General features: G+C 67.6%; 23 protein-coding genes. 9 read left to right on the top strand and 14 right to left on the bottom strand.

Going from position 1 to position 18,156, the window contains the following annotated elements:
• Positions 1-108: 108 nt before the first annotated feature.
• The 4 genes from ABID41_RS03280 to ABID41_RS03265 all read right to left on the bottom strand — a co-directional run bounded on the left by ABID41_RS03280 (position 109) and on the right by ABID41_RS03265 (position 3,666).
• Positions 109-1,845, bottom strand: coding sequence for an electron transfer flavoprotein-ubiquinone oxidoreductase (locus ABID41_RS03280; RefSeq protein WP_331928831.1), 1,737 nt, complete (start codon positions 1,843-1,845; stop codon positions 109-111).
• Between the two features lie 12 nt (positions 1,846-1,857).
• On the bottom strand, positions 1,858-2,622 hold the full coding sequence (locus ABID41_RS03275; protein ID WP_331928833.1) for a sensor histidine kinase: 765 nt from the start codon (positions 2,620-2,622) through the stop codon (positions 1,858-1,860).
• Positions 2,623-2,717: 95 nt separating this feature from the next.
• Complete coding sequence (locus ABID41_RS03270; RefSeq protein WP_331928835.1) at positions 2,718-3,119, bottom strand: hypothetical protein; 402 nt, start codon at positions 3,117-3,119, stop codon at positions 2,718-2,720.
• 82 nt (positions 3,120-3,201) lie between these two features.
• Complete coding sequence (locus tag ABID41_RS03265; RefSeq protein ID WP_331928837.1) at positions 3,202-3,666, bottom strand: carboxymuconolactone decarboxylase family protein; 465 nt, start codon at positions 3,664-3,666, stop codon at positions 3,202-3,204.
• A 314-nt stretch (positions 3,667-3,980) separates the two neighbouring features.
• Between ABID41_RS03265 and ABID41_RS03260 the strand changes: the two genes are divergently transcribed.
• Complete coding sequence (locus tag ABID41_RS03260; RefSeq protein ID WP_331928838.1) at positions 3,981-4,736, top strand: SDR family oxidoreductase; 756 nt, start codon at positions 3,981-3,983, stop codon at positions 4,734-4,736.
• A 259-nt stretch (positions 4,737-4,995) separates the two neighbouring features.
• Here the strand turns inward: ABID41_RS03260 and ABID41_RS03255 are convergent, their stop codons facing one another.
• The 3 genes from ABID41_RS03255 to ABID41_RS03245 form a co-directional block, all read right to left on the bottom strand.
• Positions 4,996-5,217, bottom strand: coding sequence for a hypothetical protein (locus ABID41_RS03255; protein ID WP_331928840.1), 222 nt, complete (start codon positions 5,215-5,217; stop codon positions 4,996-4,998).
• A gap of 27 nt (positions 5,218-5,244) precedes the next feature.
• Positions 5,245-6,756, bottom strand: coding sequence for an FAD-dependent oxidoreductase (locus tag ABID41_RS03250; protein ID WP_331928841.1), 1,512 nt, complete (start codon positions 6,754-6,756; stop codon positions 5,245-5,247).
• Positions 6,757-6,964: 208 nt separating this feature from the next.
• Positions 6,965-7,336: a hypothetical protein gene (locus ABID41_RS03245; RefSeq protein WP_331928843.1), complete on the bottom strand. Its 372-nt coding sequence runs from the start codon at positions 7,334-7,336 to the stop codon at positions 6,965-6,967.
• Positions 7,337-7,457: 121 nt separating this feature from the next.
• Between ABID41_RS03245 and ABID41_RS03240 the strand changes: the two genes are divergently transcribed.
• Positions 7,458-7,724 carry a helix-turn-helix transcriptional regulator gene (locus ABID41_RS03240; protein ID WP_331928845.1) on the top strand — a complete coding sequence of 89 codons (267 nt, stop codon included), beginning with the start codon at positions 7,458-7,460 and terminating at the stop codon, positions 7,722-7,724.
• Positions 7,725-7,742: 18 nt separating this feature from the next.
• Here the strand turns inward: ABID41_RS03240 and ABID41_RS03235 are convergent, their stop codons facing one another.
• Complete coding sequence (locus ABID41_RS03235; protein ID WP_354297178.1) at positions 7,743-8,201, bottom strand: outer membrane lipoprotein; 459 nt, start codon at positions 8,199-8,201, stop codon at positions 7,743-7,745.
• A gap of 243 nt (positions 8,202-8,444) precedes the next feature.
• Between ABID41_RS03235 and ABID41_RS03230 the strand changes: the two genes are divergently transcribed.
• From ABID41_RS03230 to ABID41_RS03215, 4 genes are all read left to right on the top strand, one after another.
• Positions 8,445-8,738 (top strand): hypothetical protein, encoded by a 294-nt coding sequence (locus ABID41_RS03230; RefSeq protein WP_331932988.1) that lies wholly within the window; start codon positions 8,445-8,447, stop codon positions 8,736-8,738.
• A 131-nt stretch (positions 8,739-8,869) separates the two neighbouring features.
• Positions 8,870-10,291 (top strand): basic amino acid/polyamine antiporter, encoded by a 1,422-nt coding sequence (locus tag ABID41_RS03225; protein WP_331932987.1) that lies wholly within the window; start codon positions 8,870-8,872, stop codon positions 10,289-10,291.
• A gap of 13 nt (positions 10,292-10,304) precedes the next feature.
• Positions 10,305-11,546, top strand: a complete 1,242-nt coding sequence (locus ABID41_RS03220) for an arginine deiminase (RefSeq protein WP_331932986.1) — start codon at positions 10,305-10,307, stop codon at positions 11,544-11,546.
• Positions 11,547-11,550: 4 nt separating this feature from the next.
• Positions 11,551-12,417: a cupredoxin domain-containing protein gene (locus tag ABID41_RS03215; protein WP_331932985.1), complete on the top strand. Its 867-nt coding sequence runs from the start codon at positions 11,551-11,553 to the stop codon at positions 12,415-12,417.
• 1 nt (position 12,418) lies between these two features.
• On the opposite strand, the gene ABID41_RS03210 is transcribed toward ABID41_RS03215, so the two are convergent.
• On the bottom strand, positions 12,419-12,808 hold the full coding sequence (locus ABID41_RS03210; RefSeq protein WP_331932984.1) for a DUF1801 domain-containing protein: 390 nt from the start codon (positions 12,806-12,808) through the stop codon (positions 12,419-12,421).
• 44 nt (positions 12,809-12,852) lie between these two features.
• Between ABID41_RS03210 and ABID41_RS03205 the strand changes: the two genes are divergently transcribed.
• The gene (locus ABID41_RS03205) at positions 12,853-13,269 is read left to right on the top strand and encodes a DUF1801 domain-containing protein (RefSeq protein WP_331932983.1); all 417 of its coding nucleotides are present in this window, start codon (positions 12,853-12,855) and stop codon (positions 13,267-13,269) included.
• Here the strand turns inward: ABID41_RS03205 and coaD are convergent.
• Positions 13,266-13,796, bottom strand: a complete 531-nt coding sequence (gene coaD, locus ABID41_RS03200) for a pantetheine-phosphate adenylyltransferase (protein ID WP_331932982.1) — start codon at positions 13,794-13,796, stop codon at positions 13,266-13,268. The two genes, ABID41_RS03205 and coaD, sit on opposite strands and share 4 nt — an antisense overlap.
• Before the next feature lie 118 nt (positions 13,797-13,914).
• Here coaD and ABID41_RS03195 point away from each other — a divergent pair, with 118 nt between their 5' ends.
• Positions 13,915-14,097, top strand: a complete 183-nt coding sequence (locus tag ABID41_RS03195) for a hypothetical protein (protein ID WP_331932981.1) — start codon at positions 13,915-13,917, stop codon at positions 14,095-14,097.
• 8 nt (positions 14,098-14,105) lie between these two features.
• On the opposite strand, the gene ABID41_RS03190 is transcribed toward ABID41_RS03195, so the two are convergent.
• Together ABID41_RS03190 and ABID41_RS03185 are read right to left on the bottom strand one after the other, a co-directional pair.
• Positions 14,106-14,282 (bottom strand): hypothetical protein, encoded by a 177-nt coding sequence (locus tag ABID41_RS03190; RefSeq protein WP_331932980.1) that lies wholly within the window; start codon positions 14,280-14,282, stop codon positions 14,106-14,108.
• Positions 14,283-14,345: 63 nt separating this feature from the next.
• Positions 14,346-14,753 carry a hypothetical protein gene (locus ABID41_RS03185; protein WP_354297177.1) on the bottom strand — a complete coding sequence of 136 codons (408 nt, stop codon included), beginning with the start codon at positions 14,751-14,753 and terminating at the stop codon, positions 14,346-14,348.
• A 256-nt stretch (positions 14,754-15,009) separates the two neighbouring features.
• Between ABID41_RS03185 and ABID41_RS03180 the strand changes: the two genes are divergently transcribed.
• Positions 15,010-15,216, top strand: coding sequence for a hypothetical protein (locus tag ABID41_RS03180; protein ID WP_331930299.1), 207 nt, complete (start codon positions 15,010-15,012; stop codon positions 15,214-15,216).
• Between the two features lie 19 nt (positions 15,217-15,235).
• On the opposite strand, the gene ABID41_RS03175 is transcribed toward ABID41_RS03180, so the two are convergent.
• Positions 15,236-16,852 (bottom strand): M10 family metallopeptidase C-terminal domain-containing protein, encoded by a 1,617-nt coding sequence (locus tag ABID41_RS03175; protein WP_331930297.1) that lies wholly within the window; start codon positions 16,850-16,852, stop codon positions 15,236-15,238.
• Between the two features lie 90 nt (positions 16,853-16,942).
• Entirely contained in the window at positions 16,943-18,040 is a 1,098-nt protein-coding gene (locus ABID41_RS03170) for a response regulator (protein WP_331930295.1), read from the bottom strand.
• Positions 18,041-18,156: the final 116 nt, after the last annotated feature.

The raw sequence follows: 18,156 nt of genomic DNA, 5'->3' as shown, positions 1-18,156 counted from the left end.
AAAGCGGAGATCCCCGATCTTACGATCGGAACGCCCTCAAGCCTTTGAATCTAGGGCATGAGTCAGCGATCAGACGATTCCGTCTGATCGCATCGTGCTCTAGGCGGCTCACATGTTCGGATAGTTCGGACCGCCGCCGCCCTCCGGCGGCGTCCAGACGATATTCTGGGCCGGATCCTTGATGTCGCAGGTCTTGCAGTGCACGCAGTTCTGCGCGTTGATCTGGAAGCGCGGGTTCGCGCCGTCCGAGTCATAGAGCACCTCGTAGACGCCGGCCGGGCAATAGAGCCGGGCCGGCTCCCCATAGATCGGCAGGTTCGTGGAGATCGGGACCGACGGGTCCAGGAGCCGCAGGTGGGCAGGCTGGTTCTCGACGTGGGCTGTGTTCGACAGGAAGACCGACGAAGGCTTGTCGAATGAGAGCACGCCATCTGGCCTCGGGTAGGCGATAGGCTTGTGCCGGGCGGCAGGCTCGGTCGCCGCCGCGTCGGTCTTGCGGTGCGAAAGCGTGCCGAACAGCGACCGGTTTCCGAACAGCGTCTGGAACCACATGTCGAAGACGCCGAGCGTGCCGCCCAGGAGCGTTCCGTAACGGCCGAGCAGGGGCTTGGCGTTGCGAACCCGCTGCAACTCGGCATGGACCCAGCTTTGCTCATAGGCGAGTTGGTACGCGTCGAGGCTGTCCCCCGCGCGGCCCGCTGCGATCGCCTCGAAGGCCGCCTCCGCGGCCAGCATGCCAGTCTTCATGGCGTTGTGGCTGCCCTTGATGCGGGGCACGTTCACAAAGCCCGCCGAGCAACCGATCAATGCGCCGCCGGGGAAGGTGAGCTTGGGTGTCGATTGCGGCCCGCCTTCGGTTATCGCCCGGGCGCCGTAGGCGATGCGTTCGCCTCCCTGCAGATGAGGTGCGATCGCTGGGTGGTGCTTGAATCGCTGAAACTCGTCGAAAGGGGACAGGAACGGGTTGCGGTAGTTGAGGTGCACGACATAGCCCACCGAGACGAACCGGTCTCCGAAGTGGTAGAGAAAGCTCCCGCCGCCAGTGAACTGGCCCAGCGGCCAGCCGGTGGTGTGCTGCACGAGTCCCGGCCTGTGGCGTTCGGCGGGGACCTGCCACAGCTCCTTGATCCCCAGGCCGAAGAGTTGCGGCTCGGCGTCACGAGCTAGGTCGTAGCGGGCCATGATCGCCTTCGCGAGGGCCCCGCGGGCCCCTTCGGCGATGAGCACGTACTTGCCGCGCATCTCGATGCCCGGCTGAAAGGCCGCGGTCGGCTGACCGTCGCGGCCGACTCCGAACACGCCGGCCACCACCCCGCTGACCTTGCCGGCGTCCCAGATGACTTGGCTCGCCGCCATGCCCGGATAGATCTCGACCCCCAGCGCCTCGGCCTCGCGCCCGAGCCACCGTGTCACGTCGGCCAGTGATGCGACAAAGCAGCCCTTGTTGTGCATCAGGGGAGGCAGGGCGAACATGGGAAGCGGCAAGCTGCCTCGAGGGCCCAGCAGCAGGAACTCGTCCTTGCTCACCGGCGTCGGCAGCGGCGCCCCCTTCTCGCGCCAATCTGGGATGAGCTCGTTCAGCGCGCGCGGATCGATCACGGCCCCGGCGATGATATGGCCGCCGACTTCCGCGGACTTCTCGAGGACCGCCACCGAAATTTCGGCCCCATCGGCCCGGGCCAACTGCTTCAGCCTGATGGCCGCCGCCAGGCCGGACGGTCCGGCCCCGACGATGACGACATCATAGGCGACGGCCTCGCGCTCTACATCCTTGAGCGCTGGCGGAAGGGGCAGGCGATCAACAGTGGCCGCCTGCCAAGATTCGTCTGAGGTCGGGTGTGACATGGCTGACATCCATCATCTGCGGGTGTTGGAAGCGTCGTGAGCCGAGGAGCCGAAGCGCGCTGTGGGGAGGCGCAAGGTCACGCGCGCGCCCCGGCCGGGGGCGCTGGTGATCTCCACCTCGCCGTTCGCCTCCTGGGCGAACCGTTTGACCATCGCCAGGCCAAGGCCAGAGCCCCGGCCCTCCGGCTTGGTGGTGAAGTAGGGCCTGAAGGCCTGGGCGAGGACGCTGGGGGACATGCCCTGGCCGTTGTCAGTGATGCTCAGTTCGAGAGCGGCGCCGCCGGTCGCCTCGCGCGCTCGGATCGCGAGCGCGCCGCCTTCGGGCATCGCGTCACGGGCGTTAATCGCCAGGTTCAGCACCGCGCTCTGGAGTTCGATGCGGTTGCAGCAGATCGGGGGAAGGTCATCTGGCGCGTCAATCGAAAGCGTGATGTCAGGGTCGCATACCCACCGGATCAGGCCGTCGATTTCCGCCAGGCACGAAGGCAGGTGCTGGAGTTCGGTCGTGGCGCGCATCTGCACGTCGGGGACACGGATGGCGCTCGCGGTCTGACGCACCAGGTCGCTGGCGCGCTCGAGGGCGGTCCTGGCCCTCGCGAGCGCCGGCTCGAGCGAAGGGTCGCGCCAGGTTCGAGAGTTCCGGCCGATGATGTTCACGGCCGAGGCGGCGATCTGGATCAGATTGCCAAGGTCATGAACGATCCCGGCCGAGCCAGGCAGGCCTTCGGGCGCCACGGCCGATCCTATCGAGGGCGCGGCGTATCTCCACCCCTGCATGTGGAGCTCCGGACGTGCGCCGGACGGATTGGCCCGGCCGCGACCGTCGATTGGACGGGGCGGGGCGCCGTCGGATGTGGGGTCGTGGCCGCAGGTCATCCGTTGCGGGCCTCGCGCGCGGCCCAGAGCGCCAGCAGCACGGTGAGCAGGGCCGGAAAGGTGACCGCCGGAAAGTCGCGAGGGATGACCGAGGCCGAGCAGATGCCGACGGCGACCTCCCAGAAGTGGAACAGCGCATGGCCCGAAAGCCAAAGGCCCGCCGCGCTCCAGAGCAGGACCCGGAAGCGGCGCTGCGCTGCGCCGAGGAGAAGGCCGCCGCCCAGCAGCAGGAAGATGAGGCCGATATCGCGGATGAAATGCTGGTTGAAGGGGCCCGTGGTCGTGACGCCGGGAACTGCGAAGTACCATCCTTCAGGAGAGGCCAGCATGAAGACGCCGTTCGCAAGCGCTGCCAAGCCCAGAAGGACGGCGGCTCCAAGGCAGATGGACTTGAGCATCTAGGGCTCCCTTCGAAATCGCCGTTAGGCTCGTGGCGAACGGACGCCTCAACCAGGGAGAGGCGCCGCTCCGGGGTGCGAGTTAGGCAGCCGCGCTCTTGGCCGGTTGGACTGGATGCACGGCGCGGCCGGCGATCTGCAGGCGGTTCCAGGTGTTGATCTGGCCGATCAGGACGGTGAGGGCGACGATTTCGCTTTCGCTGAACTGGCTCTTTGCGAGCTCGTATTCGGCGTCCGGCGCGTGGGTCTTGGCGATGCGCGTCAGGGACTCGGTCCAAGCAAGCGCTGCGCGCTCGCGATCGGTGAAGAGGGGCGACTCTCGCCAGGCGTCGAGCATGGCGATGCGCATGCCGTCCTCGCCGTGGGCCCGGGCATCGGTGACGTGCATGTGGATGCAGAAGGCGCAGCCGTTGATCTGCGAGGCGCGCAGGCGAACCAACTCGGCGAGGCTATGCTCGAGGCCGCTGCCTTCGAGCACGGCTTCGACGTCGAGCAGGGCCTTCGTCAGATCGGGAGAAACTTTGAAGGCGTTGAAACGGGGCGTCATGATGGAGGTCCTTGGTCAGGTTGAAGACACCCCGCAGCTTGACGGCCTTGCACCGAAACGGGCCACCGTGCCCGAGCGCATCGCATCTATCGCCTTGGTATGAAGCCGGCGTCGCATCGCCCCGCTACGGCCGGCTTGACCCTATGCCTTGGTCTAGCTGGACCTGCACGCAGGTCCAGGAACCCCTCGCCGCTGGCGGAATTGGGATCGCCCCCCGGCATGCTCCGCTCGCGGTCCGCCTAACCTCAAGTTCGATATGCCGCCCGACGCCTCGCCCCTAGCGTTCGGACGCCTATCAAACGGAGGAGAACCCAATGAAGATCGTTGTGATCGGCGGCACGGGCCTTATCGGTTCCCGATTAGTGACGAAGCTCAAACACCTCGGGCATGAAGCGGTCCCGGCGGCCCCGAATACGGGGGTGAACACGCTCACCGGTGAAGGTGTCGCCGAAGTGCTCGCCGGCGCCCAGGTCGTTGTCGACCTGTCCAATTCGCCTTCGTTTGAGGACGACGCCGTCATGGCGTTCTTCGAGACTTCGGGCCGGATTCTGCTGGCGGCGGAGTTGGCCGCTGGCGTCGGCCACCACGTTGCACTCTCTGTGGTCGGCGCCGACCGCCTCGCCAACAGCGGCTATATGCGGGCCAAGATCGCCCAGGAGGCGCTGATCAAGGCGTCCCCGATCCCCTATACGATCCTGCGATCGACCCAGTTCTTCCCGTTTATCGCGGGGATCATCAAGTCGGCCGGCGCTGGCCAGCAGCTCCATCTATCCTCGGCCCTGGTGCAGCCGATCGACGCCGATGACGTGGTCGCGGCCCTGGCGGAAATCACCCTCGGCCCGCCGCTCAATGACACGACCGAGATCGCCGGGCCGCAGGCCCTGCCCATCAATCGGTTCGCCGAGGAGTACCTGAGCGCCAAGGGTGATCCTCGCATCATCGTGGCTGACCCGGATGCGCCCTATTTCGGCGCGGTGCTTGATGACCGGTCCCTGAGGCCGGGCCCCAATCCGCGCCTGGGCACGGTCACCGTCGAGGATTGGCTGCGAGCGGAGATGACGGCCGACTGACAGGGATCTGGCGCGCCGTGTCAATCGGACGCGACGGCGATGGCGAACGCAGGATTTTTTCCGATTTCATCCTGCGGTCAACGAAACGGCAGGCGAGCGCTTCACCCGTCCGGCCGCCAGCTTCCTGCGATGGGCGGGGGTTCGGATCTGGGTCCGTAAGCGATCTTCCAAACCCTGCTATCCAGCCTCAAGGATACCGCGTGCGCATCGTCCACGCCGAGGCGAACGATGCAGCCGTTCTCCTTAGCCGGCCGGCAAATCACCGACTGGCCGGCGCCGGAGCCACCGGTCTATGTCCCCTCCTTGGCCGCACCACCGGCAGCTCGCTCTTGATCTTGAAGGCGTGGCGCGCCCAGGCGACGGCGCTGACTGCGGTGAGCTCCAGGGCGCCTTCCGGAGCGCCCGTCAGGTAGACACCTGGCGCGGGCTCGCTCAGAACCTCCGCGTGCGCCCGCAGGCAGCCAAGCAAGAGGTCGCGCACCACGGTCGCCGTGGGCGGCGTCTTGCATCAGCCCTTTTCGAACGCCTCTTCGGCCTTCAGGCTGTCCAGGTCCCGGTTCACGGTGGCGACGGCGAGGAGCTTGCCGCCGCGCCTGAAGCGGACGATCGCATCCTCCCGAGCCAGTGAGCCGTCGATTTCGGGCGGATCGAACCCTTCGGCGTGGCCCGAATAGTTGACGCCCTTGTCGTAGTGGTGGGACCAGAAGAAGGGCGGATCGTCGAACGGGGCGTCCTCGCCGAGGATCAGCCGCGCCACGTGCTGTCCCTGGCGCTCGGCGTGGACCCAGTGCTCGATGCGGACAAGATCGCCCGAGACCGGGTCCGGATAGCGGGCGATATCGCCGACCGCATAGACTCCGTCGGCGCTGGTCCTGAGGCGATCGTCCACGACCACGCCGTTGTCGACCTTGAGCCCGGCGGCCTCGGCCAGGGCGACGCGCGGCCGCACGCCGGCGCCCACCACCACGAAATCGGCGCGGATCGGCTCGCCCTGATCCATCGTCACCTGGCCGCCTGCATAACCCAGCACCTTGCGGCCCAGATGAAAGACGACGCCCTCGGCCTCGTGCACGCCCTTCACCCAGGCGCCGAGCTCGCCGCCCATGACCTTTTCGAGCGGAACGCTCTCGGGCGCCACGACATGGACCTCCAGCCCCCGCTGCCTGAGCGACGCGGCGACTTCGAGCCCGATGAAGCTCGCCCCGATCACCGCCGCTCCTTTCGCCCGTTCCGCCGCCGCGATGATCGTGTCGGCGTCCTTGAGCGTGCGCAGGAGATAGACGTCGGGACCATCCAGGCCGGGAATGGGTGGCCGTTGAGGCTCGGCTCCGGTGGCGAGGATCAGGGTGTCGTACGCCAGGGTCTCGCCGCCCTTGACCAGCACCGTCCTGGCCGCCGGATCGAAGCGCTCGACCTGGGCGCCGAGCCGCAGGTCGATCCGGTTCTGCGCATAGAAGCCGGCGTCTCGAAGCGGCATCCACTCCTGCGGCGCCTTGCCGGCCAGATAGTCCTTCGAGCAGTTGGGCCGATCGTAGGGCGGGTCCGAATCCGCGCTCAACATGATTATGTCGCCTGCAAAGCCGTCACGCCGCAGCCGCTCGGCGGCGGCGAAGCCGGCGGCTCCGCCGCCGATGATCACCACGCGCTTTTGCGCCGCTTCGCGCGGAGATGGCCGCGGCGTCTCGGCGGCCTGCGAGGTCACCCGGACCTGGCCGTCCCGCTCCTCGACCGTCCAGCAGGCGATGGGATCGATGGCCGGGGCGCCGAGCGCCTCGCCGGTCTTCAGGCAGAAGCGGGCGTGGTGCCAGGGACAGCGCACGGTGTCGCCGACGATCAGTCCCTCGGCCAGGGGGCCGTGATAATGGGTGCATTCGGCGCCCACCGCATAAAGGCCGCCGCTCGTGCGCGCGAGCAGTACGGCCCTGTCGCCGACGTGGCCGGCCAGCATCCCCCCTTCGGGGATGTCGCCGGAGGGCACGCCCATAGCCAGGTCCGGTCCTTGGGAAAACGTGTCGGTCATCGTCATCTCCTGTCCGTGTTCGAGATGGAACGCGCGAGCGTGACCGAAGGGCGCGAACGGGTCGGTGGATTGCACCCTCCCCGCGATAGCCCTCTAAGGGCATCTCCTAGGCTGCGTTTCGCCGCTTTGCGGCTAGGGTGGCGTCGAGCACGTCGCCCCTCACGCCCCGCCGGGTTTTGCACGGCGGGGTGCTTTTTTGCCCGCGCCCCTAGGTGCGGGGCGGGCGGAGTTCGATGGCCGCCAGCGCGGCCGCTGCGACCAGGCCCACGAGGCTTCCCAGGCTCACGAACATCGAAACCTCGAAGATTCCCGGGGTCAGTTGCTTGAGCGCGGGGTCGAAAGGCAGGCGCTGGATCGTCTGACCCATGTGGAAGGTGTTCAAGCCGGCGACGAGCAGGCCCGTCGCCGGGCCTATCGTTCGGAGATCGGCGACGATTCGGCGCCACGTGCTATCGCGCTTGCCGCTTCGGAGCGCGAGAGTGGCTGCGGCGACGGCGCCGGGAAGGGCGGCCAGAAGGAGGACAAGGACGATCTTCTGAGGAATGGCCGCGTTGGCGAAAACGCTTTCTAGTCCGTGCATTGGCCTCGCCCCTCTGATTTTCAGCGAGGCTATGGCGCCTTGCCCGCCCCGGACAACATGTCCGCTCGATCTGTCACGGCCGCGTCGGATACTGTCGGTCGTTGTTTGGCTGGAGGGCCGGATGAGCGACCACCTGGAGATTCTGCGGGGCCGCATTCGCAAGCGGCTCGCGGAGCTGAATATCTCCGAGCGTGAAGCTTCCCGACAGATCGGCCGAAACGAGTGCTATGTGCGCGACCTGCTCAACGGGCGCTCGAAGCATCCCGAGCTGAGCGGGCTCGTGAGCCTGTCCAAGGCGTTGGGCGTCAACCTTCTCTGTGGAATGACCGACGACCTGCCGGACCCCGACGACGCGCGCGCCGAAGGGGCCTTCGCCGACCAGGCCTAGTTCGGCGCCCGTTGGCCTCTATCGGCTGACGCGCATGTTCTCGGCGTTGCCGATCACCCGAACGCGATCGCCGACCCGGAAGTCCGCGGGCGAGCCGGGCTGGACGATGGCCACCCTGCGGCCGGAGTCGAGCCTGACCGTCAGTTCGAGGCCGGGAGTGTTCTGCGAGCCCTGCAGGGCGCTGCCGATCGCGCCGCCGGCCACTGCGCCGGCGACCCCGCCCGCGACGTTGGCGGCGGTCCCGCCGCCGAGCTGACTGCCGGCGATGCCGCCGAGCACGGCGCCGGTGGCCATGCCGAGCCGGGTCTCGCCGGGCCGGATGTTGACGGGCCGGATGCTCTCGAGCGTGCCGATCTCGACCGTCTGCGGCCGCATCATCTCGGTCCGGCTGAAGCTGCCTGGTGACGGCTGGGGCGTGCAGGCGCCAAGCAGCGCCGCCGCAGCGATGGTCGGAATGCACCAATGGAGGTTCGTCATGGTCGGTGTCTCTCCATGAACTGTTCGATCGCGCCGAGCATCCGCCACTCAATCCCGCGTTCGGCGGGCGCGCTATCAGGTAAACTACCCCCTTGTTTCTCGGGTCATGACGACAACTCTGGAGGTCGAGCGTTCGGACGTAAGGAGGCGGTCGGCGGTGAGCCTACGGAGCTTCAGCCCCTCGGGGCGCGGCAGGGCCTGCGATTTCCCGGTCTGCGCCGATCAGGCGCCGGCGAGCGCGCAATGACGGACAGCCGCCCCGTCCGCCGCGCCTTCATCGGGTTCAACTGGCGCCTGCTTCTGGCCGCCCGCCTGGTCATCGTCGTGGCGGCGGTGGTCGCGACGCTGCTGGTGCTGAGGTTCTGGCCCGACCCGTTCACCCCGCCGCATATCTACGCGATCGCCGACCTGGTGCTGTCCTGCGTGGCGGTCTCGCGCCTGCGCCGGGCGGGCTGGATCTTCGTGGGGATACACTTGCTGGTCGCGATCCTGTGGTGCGAGCTGGCCTGGAACCTGCCGCAGAGCTGGTTCGGCTGAGGAAGTCCCCCTTTCCCTCGGGGACCTCAGGTGTTTACCCGATGGGCAGGGGTCTCGCCGCGCCCGATGCTCGCAAGCACAACGAAGGATTGCGCCCCGTCGCGAAGTTCAGGGGCGGGAGCGGGATCGGCGTGCAAGTCCAGAAAATGTCGCTGCCGACCCTGACCGCCATGGTGGTCGGCTCCATGGTCGGAGCGGGCATCTTCTCGCTGCCGCGCACCTTTGGGGCCGCCACAGGGCCGGTCGGCGCACTGATCGCCTGGGCCATTGCTGCGGGCGGCATGTACACGCTCGCCCGGGTCTTCCAGTCGCTGGCCGAGCGTAAGCCCGACCTCGACGCAGGGGTCTTCGCTTACGCCAAGGCCGGGTTCGGCGATTATCCGGGCTTTCTATCGGCTTTCGGGTACTGGACCGGAAGCTGCATCGGCAACGTATCGTACTGGGTGCTGATCAAGGCGACGCTGGGCGCCTTCTTCCCGATCTTTGGCGACGGCAACACGGTGGCGGCGATCCTGGTCGCCTCGGTTGGGATCTGGCTCTTTCACTTCATGATCCTGCGGGGCGTGAAGAGCGCGGCCTTCGTGAACAACATCGTCACGGTCGCCAAGGTCCTGCCGATCCTGGCTTTCATCGTCATCCTCGCCTTCGCCTTCCAGGCCGGCCTGTTCAGCCAGAACTTCTGGGGCGGCGCGGACATGCCGCAGACTAGCCTCTTCGAGCAGGTGCGCGCGACCATGCTGGTCACGGTGTTCGTGTTCCTGGGGATCGAAGGCGCCAGCGTCTATTCCCGCTACGCCAGGCAGCGGTCGGACGTCGGCAAGGCGACCATCGCCGGCTTCGTCGGCGTCACCACTATGATGGTGCTGGTCACCCTGCTGCCCTATGCGGTGCTCGCGCGCGCCCAGATCGCCGACATGCGTCAGCCCTCCATGGCCGCCGTTCTGGAGAGCGTGGTCGGGCCCTGGGGCGCGGTGTTCGTCAGCATCGGCCTCCTCATCTCCGTGCTGGGGGCGTACCTCGCCTGGTCGTTGATCGCCGCCGAGGTGCTGTTCGTCGCGGCCAAGAACCAGGACATGCCCAAGGTCTTCGCGACCGAGAACAAGAACCAGGTCCCGGCGGCCGCCCTGTGGATGACCAACATTGTCGTCCAGGCGTTCGTCATCAGCACCTACTGGTCGCGAGACGCCTTCGCCCTGATGCTGAGCCTGACCAGCTCCATGGCCCTGATCCCCTATCTGCTGGTGGCGGCCTATGGGTTCAAGCTCGCCAGGGGAGGGGCGACCTACGAGGCGCGGCCGCAGGAGCGCAGCCGCGACCTGGTCTTCGCCGCCATCGCCACCCTCTACACCGCCTTCCTGATCTTCGCCGGGGGCCTGAAGTTCCTGCTGCTGTCGGCGGTGCTCTACGCACCCGGCACGCTGCTCTACCTGTGGGCCAGGCGCGAGCAGGGACGTCGGGTGTTCGGCGGCCTCGACTGGGCGCTGGCGGCGATCGCCGTGGCCGGGGCGGCCTACGGCGTCTACGGCCTGGTTTCCGGGACGATCGCCATCTGAATGGAGGCATCTCATGGCAGGCGAGTACGGCGTTCATTCCGAGGTCGGCCAACTGCGAAAGGTGCTGGTCTGCGCGCCGGGCCGGGCGCACCAGCGGCTGACCCCCAGCAATTGCGACGACCTGCTGTTTGACGACGTCCTGTGGGTCGAGGCGGCCAAGCGCGACCACTTCGACTTCATGCAGAAGCTGCGCGACCGCGGCGTCGAGGTGCTGGAGATGCACAACCTCCTGACCACCGTGGCGGCCATCCCCGAGGGCCGCAGATGGATCCTCGACAATCAGGTGGTCGCCAACCAGATGGGCGTCGAGCTGCTGGACGAGATCCGCAGCTATCTCGACGGCCTGCCCGCCCGCGAACTGGCCGAGGTGCTGATCGGCGGCCTCTCCACCGAGGAGTTTCCGGCCGACCTCGGCGGCCGAGCCCTGCAGCTCATCCGCGACGCCGCGGGCGTGGCCGAGTACCTGCTGCCGCCGCTGCCCAACACGCTCTACACGCGGGACACCACCTGCTGGATCTATGGCGGGGTGACGCTCAACCCGCTCTATTGGCCGGCCCGGCACGAGGAGACCATCCTCGCCACGGCAATCTACAAATTCCATCCGGCCTTCGCCGGCAAGGTGAAGGTCTGGTGGGGCGACCCGACGCAGGACTGGGGGCTGGCCACGCTCGAGGGCGGGGACGTGATGCCGATCGGCGCCGGCGCCGTGCTGATCGGCATGAGCGAGCGCACCTCGCGCCAGGCCATCGGCCAGCTCGCCCGCAAGCTGTTCGAAGCTGGCGCGGCCCAGCGCGTGATCGTGGCGGCCATGCCCAAGCTGCGCGCGGCCATGCACCTGGACACGGTGTTCACCTTCGCCGACCGCGACTGCGTGCTGACCTATCCGGAGATCGTCAACCAGATCCACGCCTACTCCTACCGGCCGGGCGGCAAGCCGGGCGAGCTGGATCTTCGCCGGGACAAAGGCTCGCTCGTCGAGACCGTCGGCGAGGCCCTGGGCGTGAAGAAGATGCGCGTGGTCGAGACCGGCGGCACGGCCTACATGCGCGAACGGACCCAGTGGGACAGCGGCGCGAACCTGATCTGCGCCTCGCCCGGCGTGGTCTATGCCTATGACCGCAACACCTTCACCAATACACTGCTGCGCAAGGCCGGGATCGAGGTGATCACTTTCGCCGGTGGCGAGCTGGGCCGAGGGCGGGGCGGTGGTCACTGCCTGACCTGCCCGCTGCAGCGCGATGCGGTGGAGTTCTAGAATCTTGCGTCTGGCGGCCCGCGCCGCCGGGGTTATGGCCACCGTCGTCGTGGCCCTGGCCGGCGCCGCCAAGGCCCAGGAGGCCGACTCCACCGGCCGCTATGACATCGACGATGCGTTGCGCCGGCATCCGCATGACATCGGCGAGCTGCCGACCATCGAGGCGGCGCGCGGCCGGCCGGTGACCTTCGATCTCTCGCTGCGCGGGGTCTACACCACCAACGCCGGCACGACCCCGTCGGACCGGATCGAAACGGGCTATCTGACCCCGGGGCTCGGAGTGTCGGTCACGCCGGTCCCGCTGATGGGCTGGAGCGTCGGCGCTGGCGCCGCCATCGATGGCGACTACTACAACTCGGACTACGACGACCAGGTGGGCGAGGGGCGGCTCGAAGGCTTCGTCTACGCGCAGCGCCCGCTTGGCTCAGGCACGCTGACCGCGGAATTCGTTATGCTCGGCGTCTATGCCGACGACTTCTCCGAGAAGGATTTCCATCTGGCGATCAGCAACCTGACCTACAGCGCCAGCCTCGGCCCGATCGATGCGGAGTTGTCGGCCGAGTACGAGCACTCCGACGTGCCCGAGGAGCGGCGCACGCGCCTGGCGGCCCTGGCGGCGCACACGCTGGCAGAGCCGCAGCTTGGCTACGACCTCACGATCGAGGGCGACCTGATCTTTTCCGACTTCAACGGCGGGACCAACGCCAGGCGCAACGACGTGACCGCCGCGCTGGTGCTGCTCGCCGAGCGGGAGCTGGGCGAGGGCCTGTGGCTCACCTGGGAGGCCGCCTTCGTCAACCGCTTCTCGAACCGGGAACGGTCGCGGTTCACGGCGATCGACCTGGGCGTCGAGATATCGAAGGCGTTCTGACCTAGCGTCGGGCGTTGAGGGCGACCGCTGCGCGGATCAACGCCTTGAAGGCGTTCTCGTCGATCGTCTCGCCTTCCCTGATGTCGATGGCCCGCCGAACCGCGCCGTCGAGGCTGGAGTTGAAGAGGCCGGCGGGGTCCTCCAGCGAGGCGCCCTTGGCGAAGGTCAGCTTCACGACCTTCTTGTAGGTCTCGCCAGTGCAGATCATCCCGTCGCGATACCAGGTCGGGACGCCCCGCCACTTCCATTCTTCGACGACTCCCGGCTCGGCCTCCTTGATGAGCGCGCGGACCCGCGCCAGCGTCGCGCCCCGCCAGTCGCCCAGTTCGGCGATCCTTGCATCGATCAGTTGCGAAGGGGACTCGCCCTTCGCCGCGGTGTCGTCTTTCATGGGCCCGCCTACCTTCCGGGCGAAGCATACCGGCGAGCAAGCCAATGACCAGGGTCTCCGAGCCGAAGCTGCTGTCGGGCGGCAATCCGCAGATTCCGAAGGGCGAGGGCGATGCCCCCGTCCAGGCCTATATCGCCGCCATGCCGGGCTGGAAGAGCGAGGCCGGCGCCCGGCTGGACGCCCTGATCGAGCGCGTCGTTCCGGGTGTGCGCAAGGCGGTCAAATGGAATTCGCCGTTCTATGGCGTCGAGGGGCAGGGCTGGTTCCTCAGCCTTCATTGCTACAGCAAGTACATCAAGCTGGCCTTCTTCCGGGGCGCGTCGTTGGACCCGCTCCCCCCGGTCGGGTCCAAGGACGAGAACACCCGCTATTTCCACATCCATGAGGGTGAGGCGCTGGACGAGAAGCTGATGGCCGACTGGATACGTCAAGCCGCGGCCCAGCCGGGCTGGATGGCTTAGGCCGCCGGGAACTTCTCCTGCAGGGCTCGCTCGACGCTGGGCGTGACCAGCCAGGACACGTCCTCCCCGAGACTGGCGAGCTCCCTGGCGGTGCTGGAGCTGACGTGCAGAAAGGTCTCGTGGCAGATCAGGTGGATCATCGGGATCGCCGGCTCCAGGCGTCCGAAGATACCGTGAAAACGGAACTCGTCGTCGAAGTCCGAGAACTGGCGCAGGCCGCGCACCACATGGGTGGCGCCGATCCGGCGCGCGTACTTGATGACGCTCTCCGTCCCGCCGAAGGAGCCGATTTCCACCTGCTCGGGCAGGCCTTCCTGCGCCCCGCCCAGCTTCATGTCGAGGATGGACCCGCGGATCAGGTCGAGTCGCTCCTCGATCCTGAAGAGGCCGGTCTTGAGCGGGTTGATCCCCACCGCCACGTGCACGATGTCGAAGGTCTTCAGCGCCTTTTCGACGATGTCCAGATGACCGCGGGTGATCGGATCGAAGGAGCCGGCGTAGAGGGCGCGGGTTCGCGTGGGCTTCATGAATCCTTGGGGGCAGGTGGCGAGGCCGACGCCGGTATCAAGGCTTCGCATGGCCCGGTTCGTCAAGCTCGGAACCTTCTGCGTCCCTGACCCTTCATCGGGGCAGGAGGAGCCGATCATGTCCGATGACAAGCGCCCGGAAGCCGATCGCAGCGGCGCCTCAGCCGGGGAGACTCTCAATGTCGTCCGTTTCGCGGAGACGCATGGGATTACGCCCGACCAGGCGCGCGAGCTTATCGCCAGGCACGGCAGCGATCGGGCCAAGCTCGACGAGGCGGCCGCTCACCTGAGATCGTCCTGAAGAGCCCCTTATCGTTCCGGGCGCTGCTCGCGTCGCAGGATGCGGACGCCATCGGCGTCCGTCGCGTGCCAGAAGGACGGCAGGAAGCGCCTCACCCCGGTGCGCCAGCGCTTTCGGTAGCGCCAGAACTCGCCGTCCGGAGCGATCTCCAGTTCATAGGGGGGAGCTGGCGTCTGCCTGTCCATTATTGATCCTCACCCAGCGCTATGGCTGGCCTGCGAGCAGGATCGGCGCCGGTAGCCTTCCGACTACCGATCGTCCCGCAAGTATACCACGTTCGAGCGCGAGGAGCTCATCAGGTGGCCGATCAGGAAGCCCGCGAGAGCTGCCGCTCCCAGGGCGATGTAGGGCCGCTCGTGCACGAACACGTCGGCTTCTTCGGCGCGGACCTTGGCCTGTTCCTTGATGCGGCCGTATTGGCGCTCGGCCTGCACCCTGGCCTTGCCGACCTTGTCGCCGACCACGGCGCGGGCGTCGCGGGCGAAGGTGGTCGCCGCTTCGGCCAGCGCGCCCGAGGCGGCGGCCGCGCTGTTCTTGGCGCGCTTGGCGGCGCGCTTGGTTTCGCCGCCGACGTCGGCCGCGGCGTCGCGGAAGGTCTCGCCGGCCTCGCGGACGGCCGCGCGGGCGTTGGATTCGGTTTCGTAAGCGTTGGTCATGGGGCTCTCCGTGTCATGGGCGCGAGGCCACACGCGCCGGCGCTGTCGCGGTTGCTGGAGTTTCTGAAACGGGACGCTGCGCGGCCGGTTCCGCCTGTCGGCCGCTTTCCCGGCGCCGGCCGCTCCGGCCGCGGCGCCTTTTTGATGTGCGTCTCATAAACTTCATTGCGATGCAGCGGAATAAGGGTAGTTGGGTTTTGCATATGCTCAGTACCGTGGCCCAAGTCGGGGTCAGAATGAGGCAGTTCTTATGATTATGACGTCCCTTCGAGTGTTCCCCGGATTGTTTGTCGGACGGCGGGAAGTCATCCAGGCGGTGGAAAGCCCCGAGGTTTCGGCCGACGAAGCCGGCTCTGCCTTCCTCTGCGGCGCCTGCGAGGCGGTGGTCCTGACCACCCATGATCGTCAAGACCTGCGCGACGTCGTCGTGCGCTGCCGCTGCGGCGAGTACAACCAGCTCTGAGGTGCGTTGAGCCGGATCGTCAGACCGAGACGATCCAGCCGTCCGACAGTGTCGCGGCGTCCACATTGACAAGGGTCATCTGGGCGCCCGCGCCGATCGTGATCACCACGTCCGCGCCGATCTGGGCGAGGGTGAAGCTTGCCGCCTCGCTGACCAGCACCCGGTCGCCCTGCGCCCGGCTGAAGTCCATGATCCGGTCGAGGCCGGCGTCGCCCCAGGTGTGGAAGCTATCGGCGCCGGCTCCGCCCCAGATGGTGTCGTCGCCCCGGTCGCCCGAGATCCAGTCGTCGCCGTCCTCGCCATAGACGAGGTCCTGATCCTGGCCGCCGCGCACCGTGTCGGAACCCAGGCCGCCGTAGAGAACGTCGTCGCCCAGGTTGCCGTAGACGATGTCGGCCCCGGCTTCGCCGAACATCTGGTCGTTGTTCTGGCCGCCGACCACCCAGTCGTCGCCCGCCCCGCCATAGCCGGTGTCGCCGCCCATGTTGCCATGGATGTCGTCGAATCCGCCGCCGCCGTAGATGAGGTCCCCACCTGCCTCGCCGCGCAGGAAGTTCGAGCCCTCGCCGCCCCTGATCGTGTCGCCGCCGGCCCCGCCCAGCAGGGCGTTGTCGGCGCCGTTGCCGATCATCGCGTCTGCGCCCGAGCCGCCCACCGCATTCTCGATGGTGACGCCCTTGGCGATCGCTACGTTGCCGGTCAGCCCGCCGACGCTCGAAAAGAAGCCCTCGCGCAGGTCGATGGTCTGGCTGTTGGCGAACCCTGAGAAGTCGAGGGTGTCGCGGCCCCCGGCGTCCCAGACGGCGAAGACCGGCCGAGCGTCCGCCGATGCGATGTCGAACCAGGCCCGCCCGGCGTTCGAGTGGAAGCCGTAGATGGTGTCGCCCGTCCGGGTCGACATGTTGGCCCCGTATTCGAGCTGAGCCGCGGCGATGTCGTCGAGCTGCGGGGCCGCGGCGTAGCGCCCGCCATAGTAGGCGCCGGTGTTGGCCTCGCCGAAATAGGTCATCACCGTGTACTGGCGGCTGTCCTCGTAATAGGCCGCGTCGGCGGCGTAGGTCGGCGATCCGCCGGTGTCGTAGTCTCCGGGATGGTCGATGCCGATCGTGTGGCCGAGCTCGTGCACCAGCACCAGGGCTCCATAGTTGCCCGGGGCGGGCGCGGCGTTCGTGCCCTTGGTGATGTTGATCCAGACGTCGCCCGAAGCCGAGCTGGCGGCGGTCGATCCGGGGAAATAGGCGAACGCCGCGGCGGTCTCGCGACCGGTCGTGTAGTTCCCCAGCAGGATCGTGGCCTGGTCGGAATAGGCGCCTTCGCCCGAGGCTCCGGCCCCGACCCGCACGAAGGTGATGTTGGCGACGTCCGACCAGCTCGTCAGGGCCTGCTCGGCCTGGAGGATCTGGGCGGTGGTGAAGCGCGTGAAACCGGAGACCCCGTCCGGCATGACCGCCGGCGCATCGGCGCGATAGGCGTAGGTGACCGTCGCAGGCGTCTGCAGTTGGCTGGACCAGCCGGGTTCGCCGTGAACCAGGTGGTAGGCCGCCTGGTCGATGGTCAGGCTCTGTTTGCCGCCCACGACCCCGCCGCGCTGATCGCCATCCAGGAGGGAGCTGTAGATTTCATCGGTCGCGCGCATGACTAGGTAACCTCAAGGACGGCGCATTACGATCTCGCGCCGACCGTGAACAAAGCACAATGCCGAGCGCTGCGACTGGGCGTCGCGGACTTAAGCGGCGGCCGCCTCGCTCAGGTTCTCCTGCAAAGCCCTCAGGAGGTTTTCCGGTTTCATCGGCTTTTCCACCACGCCGTTCATGCCCGCGCGGAGGTAGCCGGCGGCGTCTTCGGGATCGGCGTTCGCGGTCAGGGCGATGATCGGCACGCGGCCCGGGGCGCCGGGCAGGGCGCGGATCTCCCGCGTCGCCGTCACGCCGTCCATGCGCGGCATCTTGATGTCCATCAGGATCAGGTCGAAGCGTCCGGTGCGAGCCGCTTCCACAGCCTCCACCCCATCGGTGGCCGACTCCGAGGTGCAGTCGAACATCTCGCAGAGCGTCTCGGCCACCATGCGGTTGGTGGCGTTGTCGTCGACCACCAGGATGTGCGCCGCGCGCTCGGCCTGGCCCAGGCCTTCCTCGGCCGGCTGCGTCTCCCGGGCGGTCGGCACGTCGATCTCGAACACGAAGGTCTCGCCGGCCCCGACATTCGGCTCCGCGCGGACCTGGCCGCCCAGGGTCTCGACGATCTTCCGCCCCAGGGCGACGCCGAGCGCGGTTTCCAGGCCGAACAGCGCCTCGATCTCGCGCAGGTCCAGGGCGCGGTCGCCCATCGCCGGATCCGCACCGCCGCGGACGCGGCCTTCCAGGCGAGTGGTGTCGCCGTTGGCCGTGGCCTTCAAGGTCGCCTCGACCGCCCCTCGGCGCAGGCCCGCCAGGGCCTGGGCGATGAAGGCGTCGAACACCTGGTGCATGCGCATGGGGTCGACCATGACCAGGGCGTCCGGATCGCCGTCATAGGACACCAGCAGGGTCAGACCGCTGTCGGTCGCCCGCTCCTGCCAGCGCTCCTGGACCTCGTCGGCCAGGGTGGCGGCGCGCTTCGGCTCGGGTGTGATGGAGAGGCCGTTGTCGGTGGCGCTCTTGAGGTCCTGCGACGAGGCCAGGATCTGGCGCACGGTGCGCGCAGCCTCGGTCACGCCGGCGATGCAGGCCTGGGCGTCGGCGCCCATGGGCTGACGCGCCAGACGTTCGGCCAGCGCCAGCACGCCTTCCATCTGCTGATGGATTTCGCTGGTAATGCGCTCGAAGAAGAACTCGGGCAAAGACATCAAACGCCGGCGTCCTGAAGGAACTTATGCTCAGCATGGGCCTAAGCGCTTGCGGAGACGTTAAATTCGATCGGCGGGCGCCTTTATTGAGCGCCATGCCAAATTTTCATGTCGAC

The sequence above is a fragment of the Phenylobacterium koreense genome (assembly GCF_040545335.1).
Classification (GTDB): Bacteria; Pseudomonadota; Alphaproteobacteria; order Caulobacterales; family Caulobacteraceae; genus Phenylobacterium; species Phenylobacterium koreense.
Note: the sequence above shows the minus strand (reverse complement) of the source record. Positions and strands in the feature narration are given on the sequence as shown.

What these genes read in the sequence shown, in the direction of transcription:
- ABID41_RS03240 (WP_331928845.1), top strand. Translation starts at nt 7,458, where the DNA reads ATGAGCGACCACCTGGAGATTCTGCGGGGCCGCATTCGCAAGCGGCTC.
- ABID41_RS03195 (WP_331932981.1), top strand. Translation starts at nt 13,915, where the DNA reads ATGTCCGATGACAAGCGCCCGGAAGCCGATCGCAGCGGCGCCTCAGCC.
- ABID41_RS03270 (WP_331928835.1), bottom strand. Translation starts at nt 3,119, where the DNA reads ATGCTCAAGTCCATCTGCCTTGGAGCCGCCGTCCTTCTGGGCTTGGCA.
- ABID41_RS03245 (WP_331928843.1), bottom strand. Translation starts at nt 7,336, where the DNA reads ATGCACGGACTAGAAAGCGTTTTCGCCAACGCGGCCATTCCTCAGAAG.
- ABID41_RS03230 (WP_331932988.1), top strand. Translation starts at nt 8,445, where the DNA reads ATGACGGACAGCCGCCCCGTCCGCCGCGCCTTCATCGGGTTCAACTGG.
- ABID41_RS03210 (WP_331932984.1), bottom strand. Translation starts at nt 12,808, where the DNA reads ATGAAAGACGACACCGCGGCGAAGGGCGAGTCCCCTTCGCAACTGATC.
- ABID41_RS03180 (WP_331930299.1), top strand. Translation starts at nt 15,010, where the DNA reads ATGACGTCCCTTCGAGTGTTCCCCGGATTGTTTGTCGGACGGCGGGAA.
- ABID41_RS03265 (WP_331928837.1), bottom strand. Translation starts at nt 3,666, where the DNA reads ATGACGCCCCGTTTCAACGCCTTCAAAGTTTCTCCCGATCTGACGAAG.
- ABID41_RS03250 (WP_331928841.1), bottom strand. Translation starts at nt 6,756, where the DNA reads ATGACCGACACGTTTTCCCAAGGACCGGACCTGGCTATGGGCGTGCCC.
- ABID41_RS03170 (WP_331930295.1), bottom strand. Translation starts at nt 18,040, where the DNA reads ATGTCTTTGCCCGAGTTCTTCTTCGAGCGCATTACCAGCGAAATCCAT.
- ABID41_RS03220 (WP_331932986.1), top strand. Translation starts at nt 10,305, where the DNA reads ATGGCAGGCGAGTACGGCGTTCATTCCGAGGTCGGCCAACTGCGAAAG.
- ABID41_RS03235 (WP_354297178.1), bottom strand. Translation starts at nt 8,201, where the DNA reads ATGACGAACCTCCATTGGTGCATTCCGACCATCGCTGCGGCGGCGCTG.
- coaD (WP_331932982.1), bottom strand. Translation starts at nt 13,796, where the DNA reads ATGAAGCCCACGCGAACCCGCGCCCTCTACGCCGGCTCCTTCGATCCG.
- ABID41_RS03190 (WP_331932980.1), bottom strand. Translation starts at nt 14,282, where the DNA reads ATGGACAGGCAGACGCCAGCTCCCCCCTATGAACTGGAGATCGCTCCG.
- ABID41_RS03275 (WP_331928833.1), bottom strand. Translation starts at nt 2,622, where the DNA reads ATGCAGGGGTGGAGATACGCCGCGCCCTCGATAGGATCGGCCGTGGCG.
- ABID41_RS03280 (WP_331928831.1), bottom strand. Translation starts at nt 1,845, where the DNA reads ATGTCACACCCGACCTCAGACGAATCTTGGCAGGCGGCCACTGTTGAT.
- ABID41_RS03205 (WP_331932983.1), top strand. Translation starts at nt 12,853, where the DNA reads ATGACCAGGGTCTCCGAGCCGAAGCTGCTGTCGGGCGGCAATCCGCAG.
- ABID41_RS03260 (WP_331928838.1), top strand. Translation starts at nt 3,981, where the DNA reads ATGAAGATCGTTGTGATCGGCGGCACGGGCCTTATCGGTTCCCGATTA.
- ABID41_RS03175 (WP_331930297.1), bottom strand. Translation starts at nt 16,852, where the DNA reads ATGCGCGCGACCGATGAAATCTACAGCTCCCTCCTGGATGGCGATCAG.
- ABID41_RS03185 (WP_354297177.1), bottom strand. Translation starts at nt 14,753, where the DNA reads ATGACCAACGCTTACGAAACCGAATCCAACGCCCGCGCGGCCGTCCGC.